Genomic DNA, 24784 nt, shown 5'->3' with positions numbered 1-24784 from the left:
AAACTCGCGTAACCACATGAGTTTGTGAGGTTCGATTGTAGGACGCATTTGTAGTAGGTGCTACAAACAGTTTGTTCGCTACCCCAAAATGCTCTTTGCATTAGCGCCAGACACTTCCCTCTTCACAAACGAAGGGGTAATCTTAAACCTCACTCAACATCGGTCGCTTTTAAGCTATGCGCGATGGTGGCGCTAATAGGGACATTATGCTTCATCACTATCAGGCAAAGTCACTGGACGATATATACCTTGATGACTTTCCCCACATCATCCACCCGGATATGGCAGCGCGTTACCTTGAGGAGACTGCCCAGCCAAATAGAATCATTCGGGAGTGGGATTTACCTGGCAACTATGGTCTTTTTGTCAGTCGATATCGTCAGTTCCATTATCAGCAGCCCTGGATGGCATACCGGGACGTGCTGAATGACATTCGAGCCGGGAAGGTCGTTTTACTGAGAAAGGGCACAATCGGTCATATCATCACGGGGGTGCAAACATCCTCTGGTAACCTCCGCAGTGATCTGCCCCTGCTCCTCCACTCTCGTCTTAGCTACCTCATCTCACATCAACTAAAACGCCCGGTATACTACGTTCGCCCATCAGCGCCCGTTCAACATGCTCAGGCGGCAAAAACCATCAACAGCAAAGCAGCGGGTCGGCTTCTGGCCGCAGGCGGTGTTTACAACGGAAATGTTGAGGGGTTCAGAAAGACCGCAGAGCAGCTCGGCGGGGATGCTCCGTCAGGTTACAATCAGGTAATGGATAACAAAGGGTTACTCATCACCGGTGCGTCAGTTGCAGCGGCACTTGGCATCGGAAGATTAACCCCAGTAAATGAAATAGAAACACTATCCAATCTGTCTAAAACGCCTAAACCATCGCCTTCAACGTTGGTTAGTTTCGAGTCACGACAGCTACAGAAAAAGTTCAAACATGCTGTTGATTTCAACGTTTCCGGCAATCCAAACGCAGAAGGATTAAAATCATTTGAACAGGCGTTAAAAAGTCATATAGACGATCCGTTAACCAATAGAATTACAGGTAAATATCGATGGAATCAGGATGTCTATCACTACTACAATCCAGAAACCAAACTAAATGTTATGACAAAAACAGATGGCAACTTCATTTCCGGATGGAAGCTGTCAGATACTCAATCAACCGACCTAATAGGTAACGGCAATGTCTTTTAATCAAAATGAATCGGCGATTTTGGATCTTATTGACGCATTTACGTGCGGTAACATTGCTGCACCGGATTTTGAACAAGAATACTCCGCCGCATGGCGAACTTACAGGGATTCAACTGATACAAAAAAAGCCGATATAGCCACCCAGAAGTTTTTTGACTCAGTTTTCTCATTAGTCGATTCTTACTGTTCAGATCCTGAGTTAATCGACGAAGATGATTTAAACGAGGATGAATTACTAAGTGAGGTATCACGCCTTAAAGCCACTTGGGAAAACGCCATACTCGCTTGACATAATTCATCATGATAACAGAGACATACTCATTAACCACTACAGAACTCAATGTCTTGAAAGTCATGGCAGAAAAAGACATCTACTGGACTTGGATGAGGCTAGATCGCACCCTTGCTATACGGGGTATTCCCGGGTTTAGCAATGTTGCGAACATAGTAACCAACTTGATGAACGAGGGGATGGTCGATACTGTTTATAACGAAAACTCATCGAGACCACGTTATCGCGTATCAGAGCAAGGTCATCAGTTGTTGGGACAAATCAACGAGGTTACAAGGCATTACAATTTCTCATGATTTTTTGCAACACGCGGCTCCATGGCTAAGGTAAAACGCCACCGTAACGCCTATGTAACGCACCTGTATTTCGATGTTTTTCGCCCTTTTAGAAATAAGAAGAATGTTCAACTGGGGATGGTCAATCGTCTATACATACTGTTCATTCACACAGCAGCCAGAATTTATAAACTTATACCTGCGCTACTTCTCGAGTTTGTCCCACCGCACTGCCGAAACAATGCCCCAGTTGCCACTGGCATTGGGCCTACGCCATTTTGCCGTCGCCATACTACGGAGATACTCAAGCGCTTCGGAAAAGGTGCCAAAACGCTTCTGAGCCGCTTTATCACCTACTCCAAACGAACCATCGCGGGTGCTCGCCAAACCGGGGTGAAAACAGGAACCATCGGCCGCGTATGGAACCAACAGTTCCGGGTCGTTATCTTCAGATGAGCCAGACGCTAATAACTGCCACGGCTCGACACTGAGAGCGTTAGCCAGCACCTCAATCGCATCCAGAGACGCATTAGAACCGCCGCGTTCAATGCGGCTCATATAGCTACGTGCGAACCCACACCGATCAGCAAACGCTTCTTGGCTCATTCCGGTGGCAATGCGCAACTCTTTTACTCGTTGTCCAAACAGTTTTCTCAGGGTCATTTTCATGACCTGAATTTGCGCAGATGTCCACTAAAGAGCCACGCTCCAATAGTGACATTTTGAATCAATGGTCTATGATGCGATAACTGACACCGCTGGGGTGGATTCTGAGGGATAACAATATGTCAAAAACACGGCTTAGTAAGCCCGGTTTTTCAGCCAAGTCTGTGCTGACCATTATGTTAATCGCTGCGTCATCTGCATCTTATGCAGCAGAAAGCATCGATCAACTGGCGACGCGCATCGGTATGGATCACTTCCGGGAAGCGATCAAAAAGGGTGATCGCAGCGCCTTCAAAACGCTGCCGGCAAAAGGCTATAAAAACGGACTTACCGGGCTGCTCATCAAAACTAACACCTACGTTAACCCCGAATACAGCTTTGCTGATTGCGATACGGACACCGTTATTATCTCGGTGCAAGAACACAAAACGCTCCCTGGTTGCCGCATATCTCTAAAGCTAGCGACTAAAGATGCTGACGGTAGCTATCACGATAATGGCATTCGCATCGAATACGGTATTGCGACTGGCTCCAAAAAGTTTATCGCCAACAATTCAGCATGGGCGCAGCATGCCATTACAGGTGATAAGGCGCTGGAAAGCTCGTTGAAGAGAGATGCTAACGATACTGTATGCACTGCATGGTCAACGATGGCAAAAAATATTGCCATTGGGCGAGACGAACACAACCCAATTTCTGTCTACCAACAACAAATTGAAGATCTCAGAGGCAAACCCGGCATCACTGAGAGTAATATTGTTTTTGCCCACGCCCTTGCTGGCATGGTTTACAAAGACATGGCCGCAAAAAAACCACAAGAAGTCGAAGCATTGGTTTATCAAACCTGCCAATCAGGTATGTGAAAATTCAAGATTAATCAAAGATTGCGGTAATAGTTGCTCTGGAAACGCCGTATTCGCGCGCTAACGCACTGACACTGTTTCCATTATTCTTTTTCTCGATAATCGCTCTACGGTCTTCTGGGGCGATTATCGGCGGTCTTCCCAGCTTCTTACCTTCGGCTTTTGCCCGCAACAAACCCGCCTGGGTCCGCTCAATCAGCAGGTCGCGTTCCATCTCTGCAACCGCTGCCAGCATTGACAGCAGAAGCTTACCCGCAGCGGAGGTGAGATCAGTCGTGCCAAGCTGGTGGACAATAACCTTGATGTTTCGATCAGCCAACTTTCTGACCGTTTGCAGAACGTCAATCGCATCACGTCCCAGACGGTCTAGTTTTGCAACTACCAATGTTTCACCATCGCGGATTTTGCTGAGCATTTCAGAAAACGCTTTGCGTTGCACCACAGGAACCTTCCCGCTAACAACATCAGTAAACCAAAAGTCGAAAGTCCATCCAGCTTGCTCAAGTTCCAGACGCTGGTTCTCAGTATCCTGCTGCGATGTCGAAACACGCCCGTAGCCAAAAATCGCCACAATCATCTCCTCATCCGGCCCCTGCCAGAAAACGGTGTCAACAATAGGACGCCTGCCAACAATTGCCAAGGCTAATTTTTCAACATCCCGGAAGATACCTGCGAAGAGGTGCCAGAAAATGGTCGTTTGTTGGCGCGTGTAAACCTACATACCTACTACGATGATGTTAATTAACTCATTATCTTCACTGGGTTTGTGATTCGTAAAGCGCAAAGTCATACTACCTCTGTTCATTTCAATCACATCAGGGGTCGATCCACCGATAAATTGCACGTTCAGGGCCATAATAGGAAAAGCAATTGGGAAATTAACTGGCGTATCACGAAAGCGGTTTACATCTGACAGCGTCATTTTAAGCTTTTGAATTAAAATACCATTAGAATATAAAGCGTATCCTATATCACCTTCAGCGTTAAAATGAGAAGAGGCGACTTGGCGCAAAAGCGCTCGGTGATCCGTTGCGACTTTTCTTGGATTTTCGATCAGATCTTTTTGCTCCTCCACCATATTAACTTTAAGCCCGAACCCCTCGAAAGACTTAAGCCTTTGAACAATCAACTTTCTGAACATTAGAACGACAACAAAAAAAACAACAGGCCAACTTATGGCGCTGATAAAAGTTAGTGAATCCATGAGGTTAAGCTCCCTAAGCGCAAAGGAAATATTTTTGATCTTTCAATCATACCCTACCCAAAGGATCTAAAACGAGAAAAGTGATAACAAATAGAAACTTACCTCAAGTGCTTTCAAAATATGAACGCACTTGACTGATATCTATAACTTTTCTCGAAATTCAGCATGTGCTATTGTGGGGGTGACACTAACCACATACGGTAAACCGGTCCGGGTTGGTGGAGCTTTACCGCGTATCTGCGGGTAACGTTAGGACGGGAACTCTGCAAAACGTTGATTGTGGTAGGTAGGGCGCGAAAGCGTTTGATGCAGCCAAGCAGAGGGTGAAAGTAGCTATCGGCGGATTCTTGAGTAGCTACTTTTGCGCATAATGCATCTTTCAAGAAAGGTCGTCACACCACGAGGAAGACTTGATCTTCATCTGGCAAGGGGAACCGAGCAAACCTACAGGCTATCTTCTCAGATGGCCTTAGGGTTGATATGTCCGGCTTCCCCCCCGAGGAAAGGGTTAAACACATAAAAACAAGTAGTGTTTTAACATCTTTAAAAGTTTGTGATTTTCTATGGTTTAAACCTTTCACTTCCGAAGTAAACCTACCGTTTTTTATCTCACCTTCGAGACAAACAAATCCGAACCGAACGCTGTTAACGTGCAAAGTGCTCGCGTTGTAAATGCAGCCGAATAAGTTGGGCGCGGGAAAGTCGATCTCCTAGATCGGCAAGCGCCCCTCTCAGGCATTGCGTCCAAAAACTTCGGTGGTGGCAAAATCATCCTTATACTTGCAGATAAACATTGTTGAAAAATTCTCTCCCGCATAGTTCAATTAACCACTTAGGATTTTTCTGATCTCCTTTCTCAAGGAAGCTTATGCCCGTATCCAATTATTGCCAAGCCCAACCGGATTGTTATGTGCGCTTTGATTGGGGTGGGATTTCCCTAGAAGGCGAGTTTTTCAGCTATGAGGAGTATGGTCGAGATATCGATCCGAAATGGGGATACATCCGACCATTTGATAGAGCCATCAGACAACAACTAATCGATAATTTACAAGCAACTCACGGGATTGATCTCCTGACATTCATCACCTCTCAAGGCGACCTGATCACCTGTGATGCTTTTGTCACCCATAAAGATTTGCAGGCAGCACACCAAGTTCTCGTAGAGTCCTTTGATTTCGTTGATGAATCGGAGCTTATAACTGAAAGGGGACACATCGGTAACTGCCGTATCGATTTGATAAGACGCCAATACATTGTCGGCAGCAATCTTAAAGGGCCCAAAGAGTCTTTGGACAACCTCAATGCAGAGTTTCTTAAATGGGTAACACCTTTCTACACGCCGTTGCGTTACGAGCGGAAATGGTTAACCAAGCATCATAAAGGGTTATTACGTTTTGGCGCGCTCGTTGCTGTCGCTGTTTTTGCCTATATCCACTACGGCTGATAATAGAAAAGCGAGACCTGTCCTGCGGTTTTGAGAAACCAACTTCATTCCACACCATATTTACAAACTGCACTTAATAAAAATGCGATAAGGACAAATCGAATGAAAAAAGTAATGATGAAAACTGTTTTAGCCAGTTTGGTTGTATCCAGTATTACTGTGTTGACGGGTTGTGTGACCTCACCAGATATGGAAGCAGCTAAACAACCGCTGGGTAGTATAGTCAGTGTTGTTAACGTTCCCGGGGTTAAAAAGGATGCACTTTACAGTAGTTCCAAAATTTGGGTTGCAAAGGCCTTCACTGATTCTAACAGCGTAATCCAATATGCCGATAAAGAAGAAGGTTCGATTGTTGGCAAGGGGAATGTTAAATACCCATGTGACGGTTTTAATGATTGCTTGGCTAATGAAGATGTTCGATATAAATTCACTATGAAAATCGACACAAAGGATGATAAAGCTCGCATCACCTTTGATGATATCCACATTTATCGTCCGGCCCATGTAACCAGCGGGATTGCGTTCCCTGCCATAGATTCGCCAAATATGACTGTTGGTGGACAAGCAAAAGCCAAAAAAGCGTTGAATGATATTGTGGAACAATACAAACGCGAGATCGTGACTGAAAGTAGCTCTGCAGCAAAAGACTGGTAACAGCCATCAGCTCAAAAACTTGCCGGATTAGTTTTTGAGCTTTTATATCTGGGATTAGGTGTGGCCGCATAATGATAGTTATGACAGGTTATCACATGGCATTTTTATTCCATTCGAAAGCAACCTGTTTCACTTGGCTACGCGAGCAACTCTATGAGAGCGCCGCAAATTCCGCGCCATGATTTCCACTACCTTCTTGAAAAAACTCGCCAGAGAGCTTCCTGGCGGGTTAAATGCGCATGTCATCACCTATACAATCAGCCAGATGTCACGATGAAACGAAGTTCATAACCTCTACCAGTAGGCCAGACTTTTTTTACTGAAGAGACTTTCCACCCATCGGCGCTCCATTCACCTTCTTTCCCATCACTGAGTAAACCAACAATGTCGGCAACTTTTCCGGGAGAATGAGGAAACATCTTTTTCATTATTTCAAATGAACCGTTTATAAAATAACCTCGGGCAATTTTGACGGCATTTGGATCTTGATTATTCATATTAAGCATGAGCATCAATTTCTTTGTTTTGTCCTGTTTACCTGATACGTAGTAAGCGATGTTATTGTTCATAGTGTCGCCACTATTCGGCGTTTCTATCTCAAAATAGGGTGTTCCGCACGTATAGTCTTCGCTGCCTTCAGCATATGGTTTATAGGTTGACGGAGTTTTAATGAATGGCATTCCTGAAAGAAAATGGCAAGCATCTGAAGGAACCGGGTCAGGTATGCTAACGGCGAAACCTGGAGAGGAGATAATGGACAGCAACAAAAAAATAACCTTTTTATTCATGGCAAAAAATCCTGATCAAGCGAACCCTGTAAGATGTGTTTTATTGACCCGAGCACCATGCATGAAAGGTTACATGTCAGGTCGTAACAATCCGTGTAACTAGTTTATCGGTCAGTTCAGCAGACACTTTATACCGCCGCCATGGTATCGATGTTGTTTCGTTTGGCAACTCGCTTCATGACCCGGATTGCTACTACCTCATTCGCACCTTTGACAGCGCTGAAAAAATGGCTGCGGTGCTCAATGCTTTTTATGCAAGTGATGACTGGCGCAGCGGCCCACGCGAAGACATTATTCGCAGCATCGAAACCAGCATTAAAACAGTGATGAATCTACCATCAGAAAGCGTGGAAGGTCTGCGGTTGCAATCATAGGTTACATAGCTTCACCAGACGCGTTTTGAGTGTCTCCAAATTTGGCACTATGAAATACACTACTTTTAAAGAAAAACCGCGCAGAGAGCATCCTAGTGCTCTTGAAACAATACTTCAGTTAGTGACCGCCTCTATGACTCAGTGGGTAAGCATAGTCACCAGTAGGCGGTATGTTTGACCTATATCACGATTAGTATGAGTAAAAATGTAAACTTTTCTAAAATACAAGTAACTTCATAACTGCTTACCTCTCAAAGGGCTGAAATGATATGAAAACAAGGTCTTTTTCTATTTTTTTGCTTAAAGCAGGCTACAACGCACATAACTCCCTCAAGCCAGATCATCAACTTCTCGATGACTTTCAGGCTCAAAACCTCCCACAGGGTGCAAGTTTATTTATTTCTGACAGATTTAAAACAACTCCTTGGTGGGTGAATTACTTCTCAATTGGCGGGAATTTAGAACAAGAAAGTAAGGGAGCGTTAATTTTTCTTCCAGTAAGAGATCGATGTTTCGCACTAACTTTTGGGCACATTTATCACAATCTACGCGATGTTTCCTATGAGTATGACTTTGGTCTTAAAGTAACATTAAATAGCCTTGAACCTAAAGAGTTAAAAAGTGCTGACATAGTGGATCCTGGTGCATCAAGAAGAAAAAGAATGCAAGTTCCTGTCATGTCTGACTTAACCTATTTGGATTTTGACAGTAATAGCGAGATTTTAAAAAGCTTAACAGGAAAAGTTAAGCCACAGTATATAGAACTATTTAAAAATGCCACTGGCTCTACAAATTTAAAAGTAGGTCTAAAATTAGAACCGGATGAGCTTATAGTTTTATGTGAACAGCTACTGGATTTATATGCAAGCAATGAATATTTAGAGTCTTTCCCTAACATACAAAAAATAGCCCCGGAAAAAGACCCTCTGAAAATAGAAAAGTTAGACACTTCACTTTTAGAGGCATTTATAAATAAAAGTGATGAATTATCCTTATCAATTCCGGACATTGTTGATTATAGTGACAATATATATTGTGTATTCAAAGGAAGAAAAGGAATCTCCCCAATATATACTGATATTAGTCTTGATGAATTTTATGACTATCTAGGAGACATTGATTTAAATACATTTGATATTGAAAAAATAAAAAGCTTTTCATTAAACCTCTGTAATGAAGAAGGGATTACAACTAAAGCATATAATATTTACAGAAGCTTTATTTATGACATTCCCTTTGACGATGAGGGAGTTGTTTATCATCTTTGCGAAGGAGAATGGTATAAAGTTGATCAAGATTATTTAGCAATTTTGAAAGATTATATCGATCAAAGATGCGAGAACACCTCACTTCCACCATACAATCACGATAACATAGCAGCAAACAAAAGAAGTTATAGTGAAGAAAACTACAATGAAGATGTTGCCCGTAACTCACTTACACACATCTGTCTTGATCAAACAGACATAAGCCCTGATGGATATACGCAAATAGAGCCTTGTGACATAGTTAGTTATAATGGAAATACGTGCATTTTCCACCATATAAAAATATCCTCACGCTCATCTCAGCTTAGTCATCTTTTTAATCAGGGTGTCAACTCTATGGAGTTGTTAATTCTTGAAGGACACAGTAGAGATAAATTAAAAAATCTCATTGAAGAAAAAATACAACATCGTGATTTAGATAGTTTCAAGCGAGTAATCGATGGAAATGACTATAAAGTTGAGTTCGGCATAATTACAAAAAAACCTGCAATGTCTAAATCTGATAACCTTCCACTTTTTTCAAAAATAAGCTTAATGAGAAGTTTAAGAGCACTTTCTCTTTGCCGCACGGAAGGTGTGGTAAGTTTTATACAAGATATAAGTCCTCCTAAAGAAAGCTATAGTAAATATCCTCGTATTACAGTAGTCGTATCTCTTGATGCAAATGGTAAGAATGAGGTTGTTGTAGATAAAAACCAAATTTTCCCACAAGGGAAAAAAGTAATGAGATGCTCTCAAGAAATAACCAATAGCGCTATCGGTTCAAAATATATGATTTATGTCAAAGCAAGCGAAAATGGGGATCTTAGCACCAGTCACGCTTGGGAAAGTGAACGGATTTAGATAACTCTATTTATCTAAAAAGAAACACACACCATAGCCCCATAAATTCGACGGAGCTATGGTGTATTTTAAAATGAATAACTAAATGTTACCTTTATCTACGTTGTTGATTAATTTGTTTGATTCTAAGAGCATCAGCTACCGCATCTACACCATCTTCGCAAACAAATGGAGCAACTTCCGGTAGCCCTAACGTAACGCTCTCAAGCACAGCATAAAGGGCTGCTGGTGGATGATCTTTGCTATACCGATTCTCTGTCTCGCCAGAACCGCGGATATGTCCAACAAACTGCGCACGCGTCTCGCTGTCGATTCCAGCTTGTTTGAGCCTGGTAGAAAACGTGTGGCGGAATGAATGAAAAGATTTTTTGCTGTCTTTTTCAAAGCCTAACCGTTCTTTGAGCAACGAACGGTTAAACCAGTCAGAAGCCTTATCGCCGTATCCTTTTACAGAGTGGTAAGGAAGCTCTGGAAATAAACGCTCATGACCTGCTTTCTTCAATGCTTCACAATAGCGGATTAATCCAAGTTTGAGCAATGTCGGATGCAACGGTATTTTTCTTCGTGAATTAATCGTTTTCAGTGACTGATCGACCCGTTCGTTGCTGATTTCAAAGAAATAAAACCCGGTAGCATCCTGCTTAATATCATCTAGATAAAGTTGACATAACTCATTTATCCTCGCACCGGTAAAAAAGCCAATTAGCGGTAGCCAGTAATGAAATGCACGATAATGATGGAATTGCCCCTGACTGTTTTTATCGACAGTCCCACGCTTATACCAAGGCATACCAAAAATAGCGTTTAAATCCTCATCAGTGAAATCAGATTTGAAATCCTGATCCATCTTTTCATTTTCAACAGGTGCAAAGAATTTATTCGCAGGAGACTTAATAAAAATGCCTTCTCCATCAGCCCACTGGAAAGCCTCGAAGAGAATTCGCATATATTTACGAACGGCATTATCGCTCATTAGAGGGTCGCCATTCTCTTTTGCCTTGCCAATCAATTCATGAGCATCATTGATTTTATATCTTATTTTCGCCAGATCGCGTCTTGCAGGTATCGACCTTAGTAAGCTCTCATACTTACGGAGAAAGTCACGGTCAACCTTTTCAAGCGTTGAATCACCCATGACTTCAAGGAGTAAGCCAAAACCTTCCCGGACTCGATTCTCTGCCTTTTCCGTAAATTTCCCCCCGCGCTTGTAGCGAATATATTTTTCACATAACTCGCTCATTTTCACTGAGTAGTATTTACGATTTACATATTCATTATCCGGTATTGATGAGGGCAATAATACAGGGGGAATTGCTTTTGGTTTCTCTGGCATGACTGGAGAAACTGCGGTGCTATGTGACAGCCAAAATAATCGTAAGCGCTCGGCTTGAACACGATGAATCATCAATGAATTAGGCGAGATTTCGACACCGGGAAAGTCAACGAACCAAGCGGCTTTGGATGAAGCCTCTGAGGATTTAAATGCGGTTTCTGCATCCAGCGGCTCGCCAGCGATCATCTGACGTAATATACGTGATGAAACCAAGGGCTGAACATAACCGATCAGAGAACCTCTGATACCGATGTTAATGGCACTATCGATGATAAATCCAGAAACCTCAGGATCGTCTTTATCAACGAGTGAAAGGTCTTCCACATAGTAAGCAGGACGCCCATCAGCAAGCCAAAACAGCGGGATATTCGTATCAAGCAAGCACTGAGCAACTTGTTGCAGGGAAGCACTCGTTAAACCGCAAAATTCAGCAAGGCTGATCATTCCTTCGCCCGCCAAAGCAGGCGCACTGCTCACCAACTTTTCTCTATCCAATTTTTGATACTCACCCAAACATCGCTGCCAGACAGCCAATAGGAGTGCGGCAATCGCTCGCGCTTTTCTGATGTCGTTTGTTTCTGTTGAAGCGTGAATCTCACGCTGTCCCGTGTAGAGACGGTATCGGGCGGGAACTGCAATACGGACAACATAAATACCGCTGCTACGGCGATACAGATTATCACGTTGAGCCATCGGCTGTATGACCTCTATGTAGTAGAGGCTACGCGATTTCACTCTGAATGAATTTAATTTTAACTAAATCAATAATATAAGAGTGACTGGTGCCGATAATAGGAGTCGAACCTACGACCTTCGCATTACGAATGCGCTGCTCTACCAACTGAGCTATATCGGCATCGAGCCGGGCCTGCAGGGCAAGCCGGAAGTGCGTTGAACAAGGTAGACCCGTGCACGAAATGAGTCAATAGCCGCCGGGGCGTTTGGTTGTTTTGCAAGCAGCCACACTACCGCGCGTTGTCCCTTCCAAAACAATCAGGGCGCAGCACGCTGCACCCTGAGGTCTTTACTACCGCAATCCGGCCTTAGCTGCGCACCAGATCGTCGCCGTAGCCGATCCACTTGTAGGTGGTCAGCGCGTCCAGGCCCATCGGGCCGCGGGCGTGCAGTTTCTGGGTGCTTACCGCCACTTCCGCGCCCAGGCCGAACTGGCCGCCGTCGGTGAAGCGGGTGCTGGCGTTGACGTACACCGCCGAGGAGTCCACCGCGCGCACGAAGTGCTCGGCGCTGCTCAGCGAGCGGGTGAGGATCGCGTCGGAGTGGTTGGTGCCGTGGGTGCGGATGTGGTCGATGGCCTGATTGATATCGTCCACCAGCAACACGTTCAGATCCAGCGACAGCCATTCATCGTCGTAATCTTCCGCGTTCACCGGCACCACCGTCGCCGGGCCGCCCTGCAGCAGCGGCAGCGCGTTTTCCGCCGCGTGCAGCGTCACGCCCGCCGCCGCCATTTTGGCGCTCAGCGCCGGCAGGAACTCGGCGGCGATGCTGCGGTTCACCAGCAGCGTCTCCAGCGAGTTACAGGCGCTCGGGCGCTGAATCTTGGCGTTCTCAATGACCGTCAGCGCCTTGTCGAAATCGACGTCGGCATCCACGTAGGTGTGGCACACGCCGATGCCGCCGGTGATCACCGGGATAGTCGATTGCTCGCGGCACAGCTTGTGCAGGCCGGCGCCGCCGCGCGGGATCAGCATGTCGACATAGCGATCCAGGCGCAGCAGTTCGTTCACCAGCGCGCGATCCGGGCTGTCGATCGCCTGCACCGCCGCCGCCGGCAGGCCGCACTGTTCCAGCGCCTGCTGGATCACTTTCACCGTCGCCTGGTTGGTGTTGTGCGTCTCTTTACCACCGCGCAGGATCACCGCGTTGCCGGTTTTCAGGCACAGGCTGGCGACGTCGATGGTGACGTTCGGCCGCGCCTCGTAAATCACGCCAATCACGCCGAGCGGCACCCGGCGGCGCTCCAGCTTCAGCCCGCTGTCCAGCAGGTTGCCGTCCAGCACGTGGCCGACCGGATCGTTCAGGCGGCACACCTGACGCACGTCGTTGGCGATCGCCGCCAGCCGCGCCGGGGTCAGCAGCAGGCGATCGAGCAGCGCTTCGCTCATGCCGGTGGCGCGCGCCTGCGCCATGTCTTGTTCGTTCGCCAGCAGGATCGCTTCGCTGTTGGCTTCCAGCCTGTCGGCCATCACCGACAGCACCTGATTCTTCTTCGCCGTGCTCAGCACCGCCAGCTGCCAGGAGGCCTGCTTGGCGGCCTTCCCCATCTGATCCAGCATGCTCACTCCTTAACTGACAATCATATCGTCGCGGTGCACTGCCACCGGACCGTATTCATAACCGAGGATTTCGCTGATTTCCTGCGAGTGGTGCCCGGCGATCATGCGCATCGCATCGCTGTTGTAGCGGCTGACGCCGTGCGCCAGATCGCGCCCCGCCAGGTTACGGATGCGGATCACTTCGCCGCGCGAGAAGTCGCCCTTCACTTCGCGAATGCCCTTCGGCAACAGCGAGCTGCCGCGCGCCATCATCGCTTCCACCGCGCCATCGTCGACGGTGATCTCACCGGCCGGCGGCGCGCCGAAGATCCAGCGTTTGCGGTTTTCCAGCGGGGTTTCCAGCGCGTGGAAACGGGTGCCCACCGGTTTGCCTTCGATCACGTCCGCCACCACGCCCGGCTTGCTGCCGGCGGCGATCACCACGTCGATGCCGGCGCGGCAGGCCACGTCGGCCGCCTGCAGCTTGGTGCCCATGCCGCCGGTGCCCAGGCCGGAGACGCTGTCGCCGGCGATGGCGCGCAGCGCGTCGTCGATGCCGTGCACTTCACGGATCAGTTCGGCCTGCGGGTTGTTGCGCGGATCGGCGGTATAGAGGCCCTGCTGATCGGTCAGCAGCAGCAGTTTATCGGCCCCGGCCAGAATGGCCGCCAGCGCCGACAGGTTATCGTTGTCGCCCACCTTGATTTCGGCGGTGGCGACGGCGTCGTTCTCATTGATTACCGGCACGATGCGGTTGTCCAGCAGCGCCGTCATGGTGTCGCGCGCGTTGAGGAAGCGCTCGCGGTCTTCCAGATCGGCGCGCGTCAGCAGCATCTGCCCGACGTGGATGCCGTAAATGGAGAACAGCTGTTCCCACAGCTGGATCAGCCGGCTCTGCCCCACCGCCGCCAGCAGCTGCTTGGAAGCGATAGTGGCGGGCAGCTCGGGGTAGCCCAGGTGTTCGCGCCCGGCGGCGATGGCGCCGGAGGTGACGATGACGATGCGGTGGCCCGCAGCGTGTTGCTGCGCGCACTGGCGCACCAATTCGACAATATGGGCGCGGTTCAGACGCAGCGATCCGCCGGTCAACACGCTGGTGCCCAATTTCACAACCAATGTCTGGCTGCCGTTCATAGTATTTCTGCCGTGTGTAATGATGAGAAAAAGAGTGCAAAGGTCTTTGTAACAGGAGAGACGCGTTATGCCAACAGGCACAACGCGAAATCAGCACAATACGTGGTCAAACGGGGTCAGGCGGAGAGTTTGATCAGTTTTTCTTTGAAATCGTCGGCGGGTTCCAGCCCCAGTTCCATGGTCGCCAGCAGCTCGCCCAGGCGGCGATGGAAGTCACGCAGGGTGTCTTCCAGCTTGGCGCTCACTTCATCATCCTTAATGTTTTGCGCCGTCCAGTCGCCTTCTTTGTCGAACAGGCCGAATTGGTAAGAATAGGTGAAACGCGCCTCTTCCGCCTGCAGCTCCATCCACCAGCCCCAGAACTCGCGCTTCTCCGGAGCGGGCTTTACATTGACGCAGACGGCCAAACAATCAAAGAAAAAACGGTCGTTTTCACATTGCCCTTCACGCAGGTACGGCCCCAAGCTGGCAAAACGTTTCATTAGTCGGCTTTTAGGGTGACCACTCGGTAACGTCATTCTCTAACCTCCTCAATGTAGACCACTCTTTTTAACAAACTGTTAAAATTTAGCAACTAATTAACGCATTTTGTCCTTCAGCCAGCCGGACATCTGCAGCAGCGCCCGGTGGAAGCTGTCGTAAACCGGGGTGCGCGGGATGGCGACCAGCTTGCCGCTCACCGAAGAGGTGACGATCAGCTGCGACTCCTCTTTCGGGCTGAGCGTATCGCGCTCCCAGTAGCCGGAGATCATCGGCGTCGGGCAGCGGCGCCCCAGCAGCCCCTGCATTTTCAGCGAGTAGCTGTTCAGCTCCACCTTCAGCACGTTGTCCGAGGCGTTAGCCATGCCCATGCGGCTGGCCAGCACGTCCATATACATGTCCGGTACGTTCAGCTGGGTGCTGCTGTCACACAGCAGGCGATGCACTACCGGCCCCAGGCAGGCCACGCCGCGCAGCCGCTGCGGCTCCAGGTAGGCCAATCGCACCGCCACGTTGGCGCCGAAGCGGAAGCCAAAGGCGCTCACCCGCTGATGGTCCACCCACAGCACCGAGGCCAGCTGGATCAGCACCTGTTGGTGCAGGTAGCTGGAGTCCTGCGTCAGCTTCCATTTGCAGGAGGAACCGATCGACGGCATGTCGAGCGTCAGCATGGCGATGCCTTGCGGCGCCAGGTAGTCGCGGAACAGGCGGTGGTAGTCGGTCTGCAGCGTGTCGAGGCTGCCGCACATCAGCACCGTCGGGAATGGCGCTTCGCCCTTCTCCGGCATGTGCAGGAAACCGGTGACGCTGCCGCCGCCTTCGATGCGAAACTCCAGCTCTTTCAGCTGATACGGCAGCAGCAGCGCCGCCTCTTCGTAAGCGCGATTGGCGAGCATCTCCGCCTGTTCGGCCAGCTCGTCGCCCTTCAGGTGCGGGTAACCGGCGATGCTGTACAGGCTCGCGGCCTTCAGCCAGTATTCGCCGCCGAGCAGCGGATCCTGCTGCTCCGTCGCCCGCTGCTGCCACTGCATGCCCTGATGGATCCATTCGTAGATCCAGTTGCCGTTGCGGTAGCCCACCACGGTATCCAGCCGCTGCGGATTGCTGCGCTCGGCGTCCGAGGCGGCGATGCGCGCCAGCACTTCGTGGATTTCGATCGGGCTGACGCCGCGCCAGGCCCACAGCAGCGGATTCAGTATGCGGTACCAGCTGCCGGTGGTGTCGCCTTCCAGCGCGGAATGCATGGCGGCGCTCACTTTGTTGCGCGCGCGCAGCACCAGCGTCGAGGTTTCAGGGTGTTTGAATTTAGGCTTGAAAAGAATTTCAGAAAGGTTGGCCTGTGCCATGGTAACAACAGCCTCCGTAAATCTGGCGATAGGCCGCAAAAGGCCTACTTAACTGGAGGTAGTGTACCTAACTCTGGCGGGATAAACCAAGATAACGCAAACGCCCGGCATAACCGGGCGTTTGGCTGGAACTGGCTGGGCTTAGCGGCCGCCGATAGGGGGAACGAAGCTGACGCCCATATCCCACGGCTGTTCGATCCAGGTGTCCTGCGGGATGTCGACCACATAGTCGTCCACCAGCGGGCGGCCCGCCGGTTTGGCGAAGATGGTGACGAAATGCGCTTTCGGGTACATGTCGCGGATCGCTTTCGCGGTGCCGCCGGTATCCACCAGATCGTCCACGACGATGAAGCCTTCACCGTCGCCTTCGGCGCGCTTGAGCACTTTCATTTCGCGTTGGTTGTCATGGTCATAGCTGGAAATGCAGACGGTATCCACATAGCGGATGCCGAGTTCGCGCGCCAGCAGGCCCGCCGGTACCAGACCGCCGCGGCTTACGGCAATGATGCCTGTCCATTTGTCGGCAGGCAGCAGGCGGTGCGCCAGCTTGCGTGCGTGTATTTGCAGCATATCCCAGGTAACAACGTATTTTTCGCTCATAGAATCGTGTCCCAGCCGGTGGTGAAGCGGCTTACTTTATAGTTCAGGGGAAAAAAGGTTGCGCGAGATTATAGAGACTGGCCGCGTTGAATTCCAGCTGTACCGAGGAAAACCTCGCGATTTCCGCCGCGCGGCTTTCCGGTGATTGATGCTGAAAAAACGAACGTTCCCGCAGCGAAGCTGTGTGATCAAGCGCTTAAACCGCACAATACGGGGCGCGCACCGCCGGAAATAAAGTGATATTCTCTGACGATCGTGCCACGACGCACAGATGCCCACTCACCTTAACCGCGCGGCACGCCCGTCCTGTCGGAGCCTGCCGTCACAGGAGACTTATAGTGTCTGAATTGTCTCAGCTTTCGCCACAGCCGCTGTGGGATATTTTCGCCAAGATCTGTTCTATCCCACACCCTTCTTATCATGAAGAAGCGCTGGCGCAGCACATCCTCACCTGGGCCAAAGAAAAGAACCTGCACGCCGAGCGCGATCGGGTCGGCAATATCCTGCTGCGCAAGCCGGCCACCAAAGGCATGGAAAACCGCAAGCCGGTCGCGCTGCAGGCGCACCTGGACATGGTGCCGCAAAAGAATAACGACACCGTGCACGACTTCGCCAAGGATCCGATCCAGCCTTATATCGCCGGCGAGTGGGTGAAAGCGCGCGGCACCACGCTGGGCGCCGACAACGGCATCGGCATGGCCTCCGCCCTGGCGGTGCTGGCCGACGACAGCGTTGAGCACGGCCCGCTGGAAGTGCTGCTGACCATGACCGAAGAGGCCGGCATGGACGGCGCCTTCGGGCTGCAGCCGAACTGGCTGCAGGCGGACATCCTGATCAATACCGATTCCGAAGAGGAAGGTGAAATCTACATGGGTTGCGCCGGCGGTATCGACTTCATCACCACCCTGCCGCTGCAGCGCGAAGCGGTGCCGGCCGGTTACCAAACCCTGAAGCTGACGCTCAAGGGCTTGAAAGGCGGCCACTCCGGCGCCGAGATCCACGTTGGGCTGGGCAACGCCAACAAGCTGCTGGCGCGCTTCCTGTTCGCCCATGCGGCGGCGCTGAACCTGCGCGTGCTGGATCTGAACGGCGGCACCCTGCGCAACGCCATCCCGCGTGAAGCCTCCGCGGTGGTTGCGGTGCCGGCGGACAAGGCCGACGCGCTGAAAGCCCTGAGCCAGGAGTTCCTGGCGGTGCTGCAGAACGAACTCTCCGCCAAAGAGAAGAACATCACCGTGCTGCTGGAGCCGACCACCAGCGCTTCGCAGGCGCTGAGCGCCGACAGCCAGCAACGTTTCCTGGCGCTGCTGAACGGCACGCCGAACGGCGTGATCCGCATGAGCGACGCGGTAAAAGGCGTGGTGGAAACCTCGCTGAACGTCGGCGTGGTCACCACCAGCGAAAACGAAGCGGAAATCATCTGCCTGATCCGCTCCCTGATCGACAGCGGCAAAGACTACGTGGTCGAGATGCTGACCGCGCTGGGCCAGCTGGCCGGCGCCAAGGTGGCGCCGAAGGGCGGCTACCCGGGCTGGCAGCCGGACGCCGACTCGCCGGTGATGCACCTGGTGCGCGAGCTGTATCAGGAGCTGTTCGACAAGACGCCGAACATCATGGTGATCCACGCCGGTCTGGAATGCGGTCTGTTCAAAAAGCCGTATCCAAACATGGACATGGTATCGATCGGGCCAACCATCACCGGCCCGCACTCGCCGGATGAGCAGGTGCATATCGAAAGCGTCGGTCTGTACTGGAAGCTGCTGACCTCGCTGCTGAAAGCAATCCCTGAGCGCGCGTAAGCTGCGCGCTTAACGCAAAAAGCCGGCGACTTGCCGGCTTTTTTATTCCCAAGGCAGCGCCAGCTGCCGCTCCAGCTGCGGATCGAGCAGCGTCACATGCAGCCCCACCAGCCGCACGCCGCGCCCTTCGCGCCGCTCGCGCCACGCCTGCCGCGCCACCTCCAGCAAATCCTGCCGGTTCAGCACCGGGAACACGTGCTCCTGAGTGGTTTGCTGAAAATCCTGAAACTTCAGCTTCACGCCCTGCCGGGCGATGTGCAGATCCGGCTTCACCTTGCGCAGCCGCATCTCCAGCTCGGGATAGAGTTTGTCGATAATCAGCGTTTCGCAGTCTTCCCAGTCGTGAATGTCTTCCGCCAGCGTGCGCTCCACCCCCACCGATTTGCGCAGCCGCTCCGACGAGATTTCGCGCCGATCGATGCCCTGGCACCGCTCCCACAGCACCCGGCCGAACTTGCCGAAGCGCTTGAGGAGCTGCGCCAAATCGTATTGCTGCACGTCGGCGCAGGTGATAAGCCCCACCTCTTCCAGCCGCTTGGCGGTCACCTTGCCGACGCCGGGGATCTTGCTGAGCGGCAGCTGCTGCAAAAACGCCGGTACCTGCGCCGGCGTGATCACATATTGCCCGTTCGGCTTGTTCATCTCGGAGGCGATTTTGGCGAGAAACTTGATTGGCGCGATACCGGCCGAGGCGGTGAGGTTCAGTTCGTCGGCGATCGCCTGGCGGATCTCCTGGGCGATCAGCGTCGCCGAGCCATTGCATTGCGGGCTGTCGGTCACGTCGAGATAGGCTTCATCGAGCGACAGCGGCTCGATCAGCGGGGTGTAGCGGGCGAAGATTTCGCGGATGTGCAGCGAGGCCTCTTTGTAGGCCGCCATGCGCCCCGGCAACAGGGTGAGATGCGGGCACAGCTTGAGCGCCATCGCCGTGGACATGGCGCTGTGCACGCCGTAGCGCCGCGCCGGGTAGTTGGCGGTGCTGATCACCCCGCGCCGATCGGCGCTGCCGCCAATCGCCAGCGGGATATCGCGCAGGCTGGGATCGTCGCGCATTTCCACCGCCGCGAAGAAGCAGTCCATATCGACATGAATGATTTTACGCATCGCACCCTCCAGTAACACTGTATAAGTATACAGTCAGATACCGAAAGCTCAAGGCCGCAGGATTCGACGAAAGCACCGTTTCCGCCAGATACTTCCGCGTTGTTAAAAAAGCTTAATTTTTCAATAGTATGATTTCCGCCATCCCGTGCGGCTCACCACAACGATAACGACAAGGTACCCTACATGGTCAGATTTTCTTATTTGCTGCTGGCTTCCGCGCTGTCGCTGAGCGCGCTGGCGGCCAGCGCTGTCGGTCACGCGCCGGCGATCGTCGCCCACCGCGGCGGCACCGCCGATGCACCGGAGAACACCCGCATCGCCATCGAAACCGCGCTGAAAAACGGCGCTGACGCCATCTGGATCACCCTGCAAGAATCCAAAGACGGCGTCATCGTGCTGTATCGCCCTTCGGATCTGAAAGCGTTGACCAACCGGCAGGGCCCGGTCTCCGCCTATACCACCGCGCAGCTGGCCGAGACCGACGCCGGCTGGGCCTTCGCCAGAGGGGATACGCACCCGTTCCGCGGCCAGGGCATCGACATTCCGCGGCTGGACGACGTGCTTAAAGCGTTTCCGCACGTCACCTTCTATCTGGACATCAAATCCCCAGACGCCGATCCGGCGCAGTTTGGCCAGGCGCTGCTGGCGACGCTGGAAAGCACCGACAGCCTGAACCGCATCCGCGTCTACTCCACCGACGCCAAATACCTGCAGGCGCTGCCGACGGCCATCCCGCGCTTCGAAAGCCGCGACGAGACCCGCACGCTGCTGGCCAATATCACCATGGCGCACCAGTGTGACGTCAAACCGGATAACCGGCAGCCGCGCTGGTACGGGCTGGAGCTGAAGCGCGAGGTGGAAGTGGTGGAGAAATATACCCTCGGCGAAGGGCGTTCGAAGGCGTTTCTGACCTGGGATAAAGAGTCGATGGACTGCTTCCGCTCGCAGGGCCCGGCGCATATCATCCTGTTCGGCGTCAACTCGCCGCAGGAGTATCAGCAGGCGCTGGCGCTGGGCGCCGACGGCGTGATGGTCAACTCACCGGCCGAGGCGAAAAGCTTCCACAAGGCGAAATAAATCATCGGCCACGGGCATAAGGCGGTTCGACAAACCCACCTTATGCCCCCCGGCTTTAAACATCCGTTAGTGAGCAGGAACCACCTGGATGGTGCCATTTTCATTGCGTACGCTAAACCCTGCCCCAAATAACCGGGCGGCAGGCTCAATACCTTTACTTCGTTTATCCGGCGACAACAGCGTTACCGAAACCCCGTAAGACCTCCCGCCCTCGAATTTATAGTTATCGTCAGAAATGCACGTAGCCGCAGTGACCGCAGGCATCTCGTTATCCGCGAAGTTCTTGCCGAAGATAGCGTTGGCGTTGCCGATTTCTTCGATAATGACGCCGGCCAACCGCTCGTCCCCTTCCGGTTGAACCCGCACGCAAACGTGGTTATCAACCACAGTGACGCTGGCCGCGTAGTTCTTTGGCCTCGGATCGTTCATGTGCATACAGCCGGCGAGCAGCAAAGTCAGCGTTCCAGCCAAAATAATGCGGTTCATCCTGTTACCTCTGCTTAAAAAACTGAGAAAGCGCATATTCGTATTTTCTGGCGATCGTTTTATCCGTTACACCCTGAAAATTCACGCCATTGTTAATCGCACCAGCCAGACTTTCATACGCCTTTCGGCAAGGCCCAAATAAAAAACCCGGCCAAAGCCGGGTTTTCGCTATAGCTACAGAATGCGGTGCTTGTCCAGCTGCTCGCGCCGCTGTGCCGCTTTGGCTTCGCGCTTTTTGCGCGCATCGCAAGGTTCCGGGCAGTCGCAGACTTTCTCCATCCCCAATGCGGTGATGCCGCCGCAGCTGCCCTGCAGGCTTTTGCGTTTGAACACGTAGCCCAGCGACATCCCGCCGACGATCAGCAGGAACAACACGAAGGTGGCGGCGAATACCGTCAGCATAGCAACCTCACGAACTCTTTTTCAGGTAGGGTTTGAACGCGTCCGAATAACGCTCCTCAAACCCGTCGGCGGTTTTCACGATCATGAACACCGGGATACCGAGCAGGTTGGCCAGTGCCAGGCCGCGCTCCGGCCCCATCACGTTCAGGCCGGTGGACAGGCCGTCGGCGGTCATACAGGTCGGGCTCAGCACGGTGATCGACACCAGGCGGTGGTTGATCGGCCGGCCGGTGATCGGATCGATGGTGTGCGAATAGCGCACCCCGTCCTGCTCGAAGTAGTTGCGATAGTCACCCGAGGTGGCGATCGACATCTCCCCCGGCTGGATCACCAACTGCGCCTGCTGCTGCGCACCGGCGGTCGGGCGCTCGATGGCGATGCGCCACGGCTTTTGCTCGCCGTTGCGCCCGCGAGTGCGGACTTCACCGCCGATATCCACCATGTAGTTTTGCACGTGTTGCGATTGCAGGTACTCCGCCACCACGTCCACGCCGTATCCTTTGGCGATCGACGACAGGTCGACATACAGCTCGGGGATGCTTTTCACCAGCGCGCTGCCCTGCACAGCCAGTTTATCGGCACCGGTCCAGGCGCGACGGTGCGCCAGCTCCGCCTCGCTCGGCACTTTATCCGGCCGCCCTTCCGGGCCGAAGCCCCACAGGTTGACCAGCGGCCCGACGGTCACGTCCAGCGCGCCATCGGTCACGCGGTTGATGCGCAGCGCTTCGCGCACCACCTCGGCGGTCGCCGGCGAAACCGGGAACGGCCGGTCGATGTCGCGGCTGGCGTTGAAGCGGCTCAGCTCGGAGTCCGGTCGATAGGTGGACATCTGGTCGTTCACCTGCTCCAGCCGTTTATCGATCTCCGCCTGCATCTCGCGCGCCGACGGCGTATCGTCGCCGGTCACATAACGGATCGAATACGAGGTGCCCATGGTTTTACCCGTCAGGTCCACCTGTTCCGGCCCGCAGCCGGTCAGCAGCAGGGTGGCGCTCAGCGCCACGCCCGTCAGCCAGTTCTTCATCGCCAATGCGCGCATTTAGCCACCAAAGTCATCCAGCATGATGTTTTCGTCTTCGACACCCAGATCTTTCAGCATCTTGATCACCGCAGCGTTCATCATCGGCGGCCCGCACATGTAAAACTCGCAGTCCTCCGGCGCCGGGTGATTCTTCAGGTAGTTCTCCAGCAGAACATTATGGATAAAGCCGCTGTAGCCGGTCCAGTTATCTTCCGGCTGCGGATCCGACAGCGCCACGTGCCAGGTGAAGTTGTCATTCTCCGCCTGCAGCTGGTTGAAGTCGTCTTCATAGAACATCTCGCGCAGCGAACGCGCGCCGTACCAGAAGGTGATCTTGCGCTTCGAGTTCAGGCGCTTGAGCTGATCGAAGATGTGCGAGCGCATCGGCGCCATGCCCGCGCCGCCGCCGATGAAGATCATTTCGGCGTCGGTGTCCTTGGCGAAGAACTCGCCGAACGGCCCGGAGATGGTCACCTTGTCACCGGCTTTCAGCGACCAGATATAGGAAGACATGATGCCCGGCGGCACGTCCGGGTTGTTCGGCGGCGGCGTGGCGATACGCACGTTGAGCATGATGATGCCCTTCTCTTCCGGATAGTTGGCCATCGAGTAGGCGCGCACCGTGGTGTCGTTCACCGTCGAGCGGTAGCGGAACAGGTTGAACTTGTCCCAGTCGCCGCGATACTCCTGCGGCACGTCGAAGTCGGCGTAGCTGATGTCGTGCGCCGGGGCTTCGATCTGGATGAAACCGCCCGCGCGGAACGGCACGTCTTCGCCATCGGGGATCTTCAGCTTCAGCTCTTTGATAAAGGTGGCTTTGTTATCGTTGGAGATAACCTCGCACTCCCATTTCTTCACGCCGAAGATCTCTTCCGGCAACTCGATCTTCAGGTTCTGCTTCACGTTCACCTGGCACGCCAGGCGGCAACCCTCTTTCGCTTCGCGCTTGTTGATGTGCGAGAGCTCGGTCGGCAGGATATCGCCACCGCCCTCTTTGATCACCACCCGGCACTGGCCGCAGGAACCGCCGCCACCGCAGGCCGAGGAGACGAAAATCCCCTGGCTGGAGAGCACGTTAAGCAGCTTGTCGCCCGCCGGCGCATGGAAGCTCTTATCCAAATCGCCGTTGATCTCCACCGCGATGTCGCCGGTGTTCACCAGCTTCGATTTGGCGAACAGGATCAGCAATACCAGCACCATCACGATGGTGGTGAACATTGCTACGCCTAAAATAATTTCCATAAATTCTTCCCGCCTTTACAACTGAACACCGGAGAAGGACATGAAGCCCAGCGCCATCAGTCCGGTGGTGATAAAGGTAATGCCCAGGCCGCGCAGTCCCGCCGGCACGTTGGCATACTTGAGTTTTTCGCGGATCCCCGCCATGGCGACGATCGCCAGCATCCAGCCGGTGCCGGAGCCGATGCCGTACACCACCGATTCGGCGAAGTTGTAGTCGCGCTGCACCATGAAGGACACGCCGCCGAAGATGGCGCAGTTCACGGTGATGAGCGGCAGGAAGATGCCGAGCGCGTTATACAGCGACGGGAAGAAGCGATCGAGGATCATCTCCAAAATCTGCACCAGCGCCGCGATCACGCCGATGAAGGTGATGAAGTTGAGGAAGCTCAGATCGACGCCTTCCACCAGCGCGCCGTCGCGCAGGATCAGGTTGTAGACCAGGTTGTTCACCGGCACCGAAATGCCGAGCACGATGGTCACCGCGATGCCCAGGCCAAAGGCGGTCGACACCTTCTTCGAGACCGCCAGAAAGGTACACATCCCGAGGAAGAACGCCAGCGCCATGTTCTCGACGAACACCGCGCGCACAAACAGGCTGATATAGTGTTCCATCGGCC

25 protein-coding genes, 1 tRNA gene and 1 pseudogene are annotated in these 24784 nt (G+C 52.6%); 10 read left to right on the top strand and 17 right to left on the bottom strand.

Annotated features, from left to right (window positions below):
* Positions 1 to 206 precede the first annotated feature (206 nt).
* From C3F38_RS06730 to C3F38_RS26510, 3 genes are all read left to right on the top strand, one after another.
* Positions 207 to 1196 (top strand): colicin D domain-containing protein, encoded by a 990-nt coding sequence (locus C3F38_RS06730; RefSeq protein ID WP_080479060.1) that lies wholly within the window; start codon positions 207 to 209, stop codon positions 1194 to 1196.
* Positions 1186 to 1485, top strand: a complete 300-nt coding sequence (locus C3F38_RS06725) for a colicin immunity domain-containing protein (protein ID WP_071934120.1) — start codon at positions 1186 to 1188, stop codon at positions 1483 to 1485. The genes C3F38_RS06730 and C3F38_RS06725 overlap by 11 nt, the downstream gene beginning before the upstream one ends.
* A 65-nt stretch (positions 1486 to 1550) precedes the next feature.
* Positions 1551 to 1784, top strand: a complete 234-nt coding sequence (locus C3F38_RS26510; protein ID WP_071934121.1) for a MarR family transcriptional regulator — start codon at positions 1551 to 1553, stop codon at positions 1782 to 1784.
* Between the two features lie 183 nt (positions 1785 to 1967).
* Here the strand turns inward: C3F38_RS26510 and C3F38_RS06715 are convergent, their stop codons facing one another.
* Positions 1968 to 2426 (bottom strand): helix-turn-helix domain-containing protein, encoded by a 459-nt coding sequence (locus C3F38_RS06715; RefSeq protein WP_139108067.1) that lies wholly within the window; start codon positions 2424 to 2426, stop codon positions 1968 to 1970.
* A 122-nt stretch (positions 2427 to 2548) separates the two neighbouring features.
* On the opposite strand from C3F38_RS06715, the pseudogene C3F38_RS06710 reads away from it, so the two are divergent.
* A pseudogene (locus C3F38_RS06710) lies at positions 2549 to 3037 on the top strand (hypothetical protein); the annotation flags it as partial.
* A 265-nt stretch (positions 3038 to 3302) separates the two neighbouring features.
* Here the strand turns inward: C3F38_RS06710 and C3F38_RS06705 are convergent.
* Together C3F38_RS06705 and C3F38_RS06700 are read right to left on the bottom strand one after the other, a co-directional pair.
* Positions 3303 to 3863, bottom strand: coding sequence for a recombinase family protein (locus tag C3F38_RS06705; protein ID WP_055317742.1), 561 nt, complete (start codon positions 3861 to 3863; stop codon positions 3303 to 3305).
* A 144-nt stretch (positions 3864 to 4007) separates the two neighbouring features.
* The gene (locus tag C3F38_RS06700) at positions 4008 to 4496 is read right to left on the bottom strand and encodes a hypothetical protein (protein WP_055317741.1); all 489 of its coding nucleotides are present in this window, start codon (positions 4494 to 4496) and stop codon (positions 4008 to 4010) included.
* An 868-nt stretch (positions 4497 to 5364) separates the two neighbouring features.
* Here C3F38_RS06700 and C3F38_RS06690 point away from each other — a divergent pair.
* On the top strand, positions 5365 to 5940 hold the full coding sequence (locus tag C3F38_RS06690; RefSeq protein ID WP_055316676.1) for a hypothetical protein: 576 nt from the start codon (positions 5365 to 5367) through the stop codon (positions 5938 to 5940).
* Positions 5941 to 6042: 102 nt separating this feature from the next.
* On the top strand, positions 6043 to 6594 hold the full coding sequence (locus C3F38_RS06685) for a DUF4468 domain-containing protein (protein WP_050437741.1): 552 nt from the start codon (positions 6043 to 6045) through the stop codon (positions 6592 to 6594).
* 257 nt (positions 6595 to 6851) lie between these two features.
* On the opposite strand, the gene C3F38_RS26135 is transcribed toward C3F38_RS06685, so the two are convergent.
* The gene (locus tag C3F38_RS26135; protein WP_057523775.1) at positions 6852 to 7382 is read right to left on the bottom strand and encodes a hypothetical protein; all 531 of its coding nucleotides are present in this window, start codon (positions 7380 to 7382) and stop codon (positions 6852 to 6854) included.
* A gap of 89 nt (positions 7383 to 7471) precedes the next feature.
* Between C3F38_RS26135 and C3F38_RS06680 the strand changes: the two genes are divergently transcribed.
* Positions 7472 to 7756 carry an NIPSNAP family protein gene (locus C3F38_RS06680; RefSeq protein ID WP_071934079.1) on the top strand — a complete coding sequence of 95 codons (285 nt, stop codon included), beginning with the start codon at positions 7472 to 7474 and terminating at the stop codon, positions 7754 to 7756.
* 269 nt (positions 7757 to 8025) lie between these two features.
* On the top strand, positions 8026 to 9867 hold the full coding sequence (locus C3F38_RS06675) for a TIGR04141 family sporadically distributed protein (RefSeq protein ID WP_071934078.1): 1842 nt from the start codon (positions 8026 to 8028) through the stop codon (positions 9865 to 9867).
* Between the two features lie 94 nt (positions 9868 to 9961).
* Here C3F38_RS06675 and C3F38_RS06670 read toward each other — a convergent pair whose 3' ends face one another.
* The 7 genes from C3F38_RS06670 to gpt form a co-directional block, all read right to left on the bottom strand.
* Positions 9962 to 11893 carry a site-specific integrase gene (locus C3F38_RS06670; protein ID WP_055316680.1) on the bottom strand — a complete coding sequence of 644 codons (1932 nt, stop codon included), beginning with the start codon at positions 11891 to 11893 and terminating at the stop codon, positions 9962 to 9964.
* Positions 11894 to 11980: 87 nt separating this feature from the next.
* Positions 11981 to 12056: transfer RNA gene (locus tag C3F38_RS06665), tRNA-Thr, on the bottom strand.
* Positions 12057 to 12243: 187 nt separating this feature from the next.
* Positions 12244 to 13497 (bottom strand): glutamate-5-semialdehyde dehydrogenase, encoded by a 1254-nt coding sequence (gene proA, locus C3F38_RS06660; protein ID WP_038871298.1) that lies wholly within the window; start codon positions 13495 to 13497, stop codon positions 12244 to 12246.
* A 9-nt stretch (positions 13498 to 13506) separates the two neighbouring features.
* Positions 13507 to 14610, bottom strand: a complete 1104-nt coding sequence (gene proB, locus C3F38_RS06655) for a glutamate 5-kinase (RefSeq protein ID WP_015376738.1) — start codon at positions 14608 to 14610, stop codon at positions 13507 to 13509.
* 116 nt (positions 14611 to 14726) lie between these two features.
* On the bottom strand, positions 14727 to 15128 hold the full coding sequence (gene crl, locus C3F38_RS06650; RefSeq protein ID WP_033641981.1) for a sigma factor-binding protein Crl: 402 nt from the start codon (positions 15126 to 15128) through the stop codon (positions 14727 to 14729).
* Positions 15129 to 15188: 60 nt separating this feature from the next.
* Positions 15189 to 16436, bottom strand: coding sequence for an esterase FrsA (gene frsA / locus C3F38_RS06645; RefSeq protein WP_103791765.1), 1248 nt, complete (start codon positions 16434 to 16436; stop codon positions 15189 to 15191).
* 141 nt (positions 16437 to 16577) lie between these two features.
* The gene (gene gpt / locus C3F38_RS06640; RefSeq protein WP_019454300.1) at positions 16578 to 17036 is read right to left on the bottom strand and encodes a xanthine phosphoribosyltransferase; all 459 of its coding nucleotides are present in this window, start codon (positions 17034 to 17036) and stop codon (positions 16578 to 16580) included.
* A 338-nt stretch (positions 17037 to 17374) separates the two neighbouring features.
* Between gpt and pepD the strand changes: the two genes are divergently transcribed.
* Positions 17375 to 18835, top strand: coding sequence for a beta-Ala-His dipeptidase (pepD, locus tag C3F38_RS06635; protein WP_033649935.1), 1461 nt, complete (start codon positions 17375 to 17377; stop codon positions 18833 to 18835).
* Positions 18836 to 18877: 42 nt separating this feature from the next.
* Here pepD and dinB read toward each other — a convergent pair whose 3' ends face one another.
* Entirely contained in the window at positions 18878 to 19939 is a 1062-nt protein-coding gene (gene dinB / locus C3F38_RS06630) for a DNA polymerase IV (RefSeq protein ID WP_055312048.1), read from the bottom strand.
* Between the two features lie 183 nt (positions 19940 to 20122).
* Between dinB and C3F38_RS06625 the strand changes: the two genes are divergently transcribed.
* Positions 20123 to 21016, top strand: a complete 894-nt coding sequence (locus tag C3F38_RS06625) for a glycerophosphodiester phosphodiesterase family protein (RefSeq protein WP_055316682.1) — start codon at positions 20123 to 20125, stop codon at positions 21014 to 21016.
* Positions 21017 to 21082: 66 nt separating this feature from the next.
* Here C3F38_RS06625 and C3F38_RS06620 read toward each other — a convergent pair whose 3' ends face one another.
* The 5 genes from C3F38_RS06620 to nqrE all read right to left on the bottom strand — a co-directional run bounded on the left by C3F38_RS06620 (position 21083) and on the right by nqrE (position 24779).
* Positions 21083 to 21502, bottom strand: coding sequence for a putative T6SS immunity periplasmic lipoprotein (locus C3F38_RS06620; RefSeq protein WP_038871320.1), 420 nt, complete (start codon positions 21500 to 21502; stop codon positions 21083 to 21085).
* Positions 21503 to 21676: 174 nt separating this feature from the next.
* Positions 21677 to 21904 (bottom strand): (Na+)-NQR maturation NqrM, encoded by a 228-nt coding sequence (nqrM, locus tag C3F38_RS06610; RefSeq protein WP_004930244.1) that lies wholly within the window; start codon positions 21902 to 21904, stop codon positions 21677 to 21679.
* Positions 21905 to 21911: 7 nt separating this feature from the next.
* On the bottom strand, positions 21912 to 22943 hold the full coding sequence (locus C3F38_RS06605) for an FAD:protein FMN transferase (protein ID WP_038871326.1): 1032 nt from the start codon (positions 22941 to 22943) through the stop codon (positions 21912 to 21914).
* The gene (gene nqrF / locus C3F38_RS06600; protein WP_055316684.1) at positions 22944 to 24167 is read right to left on the bottom strand and encodes an NADH:ubiquinone reductase (Na(+)-transporting) subunit F; all 1224 of its coding nucleotides are present in this window, start codon (positions 24165 to 24167) and stop codon (positions 22944 to 22946) included.
* 15 nt (positions 24168 to 24182) lie between these two features.
* Positions 24183 to 24779, bottom strand: coding sequence for an NADH:ubiquinone reductase (Na(+)-transporting) subunit E (nqrE, locus tag C3F38_RS06595; RefSeq protein WP_015376732.1), 597 nt, complete (start codon positions 24777 to 24779; stop codon positions 24183 to 24185).
* Between the last annotated feature and the right edge of the window lie 5 nt (positions 24780 to 24784).

This window comes from Serratia sp. SSNIH1 (assembly GCF_002935055.1).
GTDB classification, from domain to species: domain Bacteria; phylum Pseudomonadota; class Gammaproteobacteria; order Enterobacterales; family Enterobacteriaceae; genus Serratia; species Serratia nevei.
The sequence above is the reverse complement of the archived record's forward strand: the minus strand, read 5'-3'. Positions and strand labels throughout refer to the sequence as shown.

Coding starts and splice junctions, on each gene's coding strand:
- nqrE (WP_015376732.1), bottom strand. CDS start 24,779: ATGGAACACTATATCAGCCTGTTTGTGCGCGCGGTGTTCGTCGAGAAC.
- frsA (WP_103791765.1), bottom strand. CDS start 16,436: ATGGCACAGGCCAACCTTTCTGAAATTCTTTTCAAGCCTAAATTCAAA.
- C3F38_RS06730 (WP_080479060.1), top strand. CDS start 207: ATGCTTCATCACTATCAGGCAAAGTCACTGGACGATATATACCTTGAT.
- C3F38_RS06625 (WP_055316682.1), top strand. CDS start 20,123: ATGGTCAGATTTTCTTATTTGCTGCTGGCTTCCGCGCTGTCGCTGAGC.
- C3F38_RS06605 (WP_038871326.1), bottom strand. CDS start 22,943: ATGCGCGCATTGGCGATGAAGAACTGGCTGACGGGCGTGGCGCTGAGC.
- C3F38_RS06690 (WP_055316676.1), top strand. CDS start 5,365: ATGCCCGTATCCAATTATTGCCAAGCCCAACCGGATTGTTATGTGCGC.
- C3F38_RS26135 (WP_057523775.1), bottom strand. CDS start 7,382: ATGAATAAAAAGGTTATTTTTTTGTTGCTGTCCATTATCTCCTCTCCA.
- C3F38_RS26510 (WP_071934121.1), top strand. CDS start 1,551: ATGGCAGAAAAAGACATCTACTGGACTTGGATGAGGCTAGATCGCACC.
- C3F38_RS06620 (WP_038871320.1), bottom strand. CDS start 21,502: ATGAACCGCATTATTTTGGCTGGAACGCTGACTTTGCTGCTCGCCGGC.
- proA (WP_038871298.1), bottom strand. CDS start 13,497: ATGCTGGATCAGATGGGGAAGGCCGCCAAGCAGGCCTCCTGGCAGCTG.
- crl (WP_033641981.1), bottom strand. CDS start 15,128: ATGACGTTACCGAGTGGTCACCCTAAAAGCCGACTAATGAAACGTTTT.
- C3F38_RS06700 (WP_055317741.1), bottom strand. CDS start 4,496: ATGGATTCACTAACTTTTATCAGCGCCATAAGTTGGCCTGTTGTTTTT.
- dinB (WP_055312048.1), bottom strand. CDS start 19,939: ATGCGTAAAATCATTCATGTCGATATGGACTGCTTCTTCGCGGCGGTG.
- proB (WP_015376738.1), bottom strand. CDS start 14,610: ATGAACGGCAGCCAGACATTGGTTGTGAAATTGGGCACCAGCGTGTTG.
- C3F38_RS06725 (WP_071934120.1), top strand. CDS start 1,186: ATGTCTTTTAATCAAAATGAATCGGCGATTTTGGATCTTATTGACGCA.
- C3F38_RS06670 (WP_055316680.1), bottom strand. CDS start 11,893: ATGGCTCAACGTGATAATCTGTATCGCCGTAGCAGCGGTATTTATGTT.
- C3F38_RS06715 (WP_139108067.1), bottom strand. CDS start 2,426: ATGACCCTGAGAAAACTGTTTGGACAACGAGTAAAAGAGTTGCGCATT.
- nqrM (WP_004930244.1), bottom strand. CDS start 21,904: ATGCTGACGGTATTCGCCGCCACCTTCGTGTTGTTCCTGCTGATCGTC.
- nqrF (WP_055316684.1), bottom strand. CDS start 24,167: ATGGAAATTATTTTAGGCGTAGCAATGTTCACCACCATCGTGATGGTG.
- C3F38_RS06685 (WP_050437741.1), top strand. CDS start 6,043: ATGAAAAAAGTAATGATGAAAACTGTTTTAGCCAGTTTGGTTGTATCC.
- gpt (WP_019454300.1), bottom strand. CDS start 17,036: ATGAGCGAAAAATACGTTGTTACCTGGGATATGCTGCAAATACACGCA.
- C3F38_RS06675 (WP_071934078.1), top strand. CDS start 8,026: ATGAAAACAAGGTCTTTTTCTATTTTTTTGCTTAAAGCAGGCTACAAC.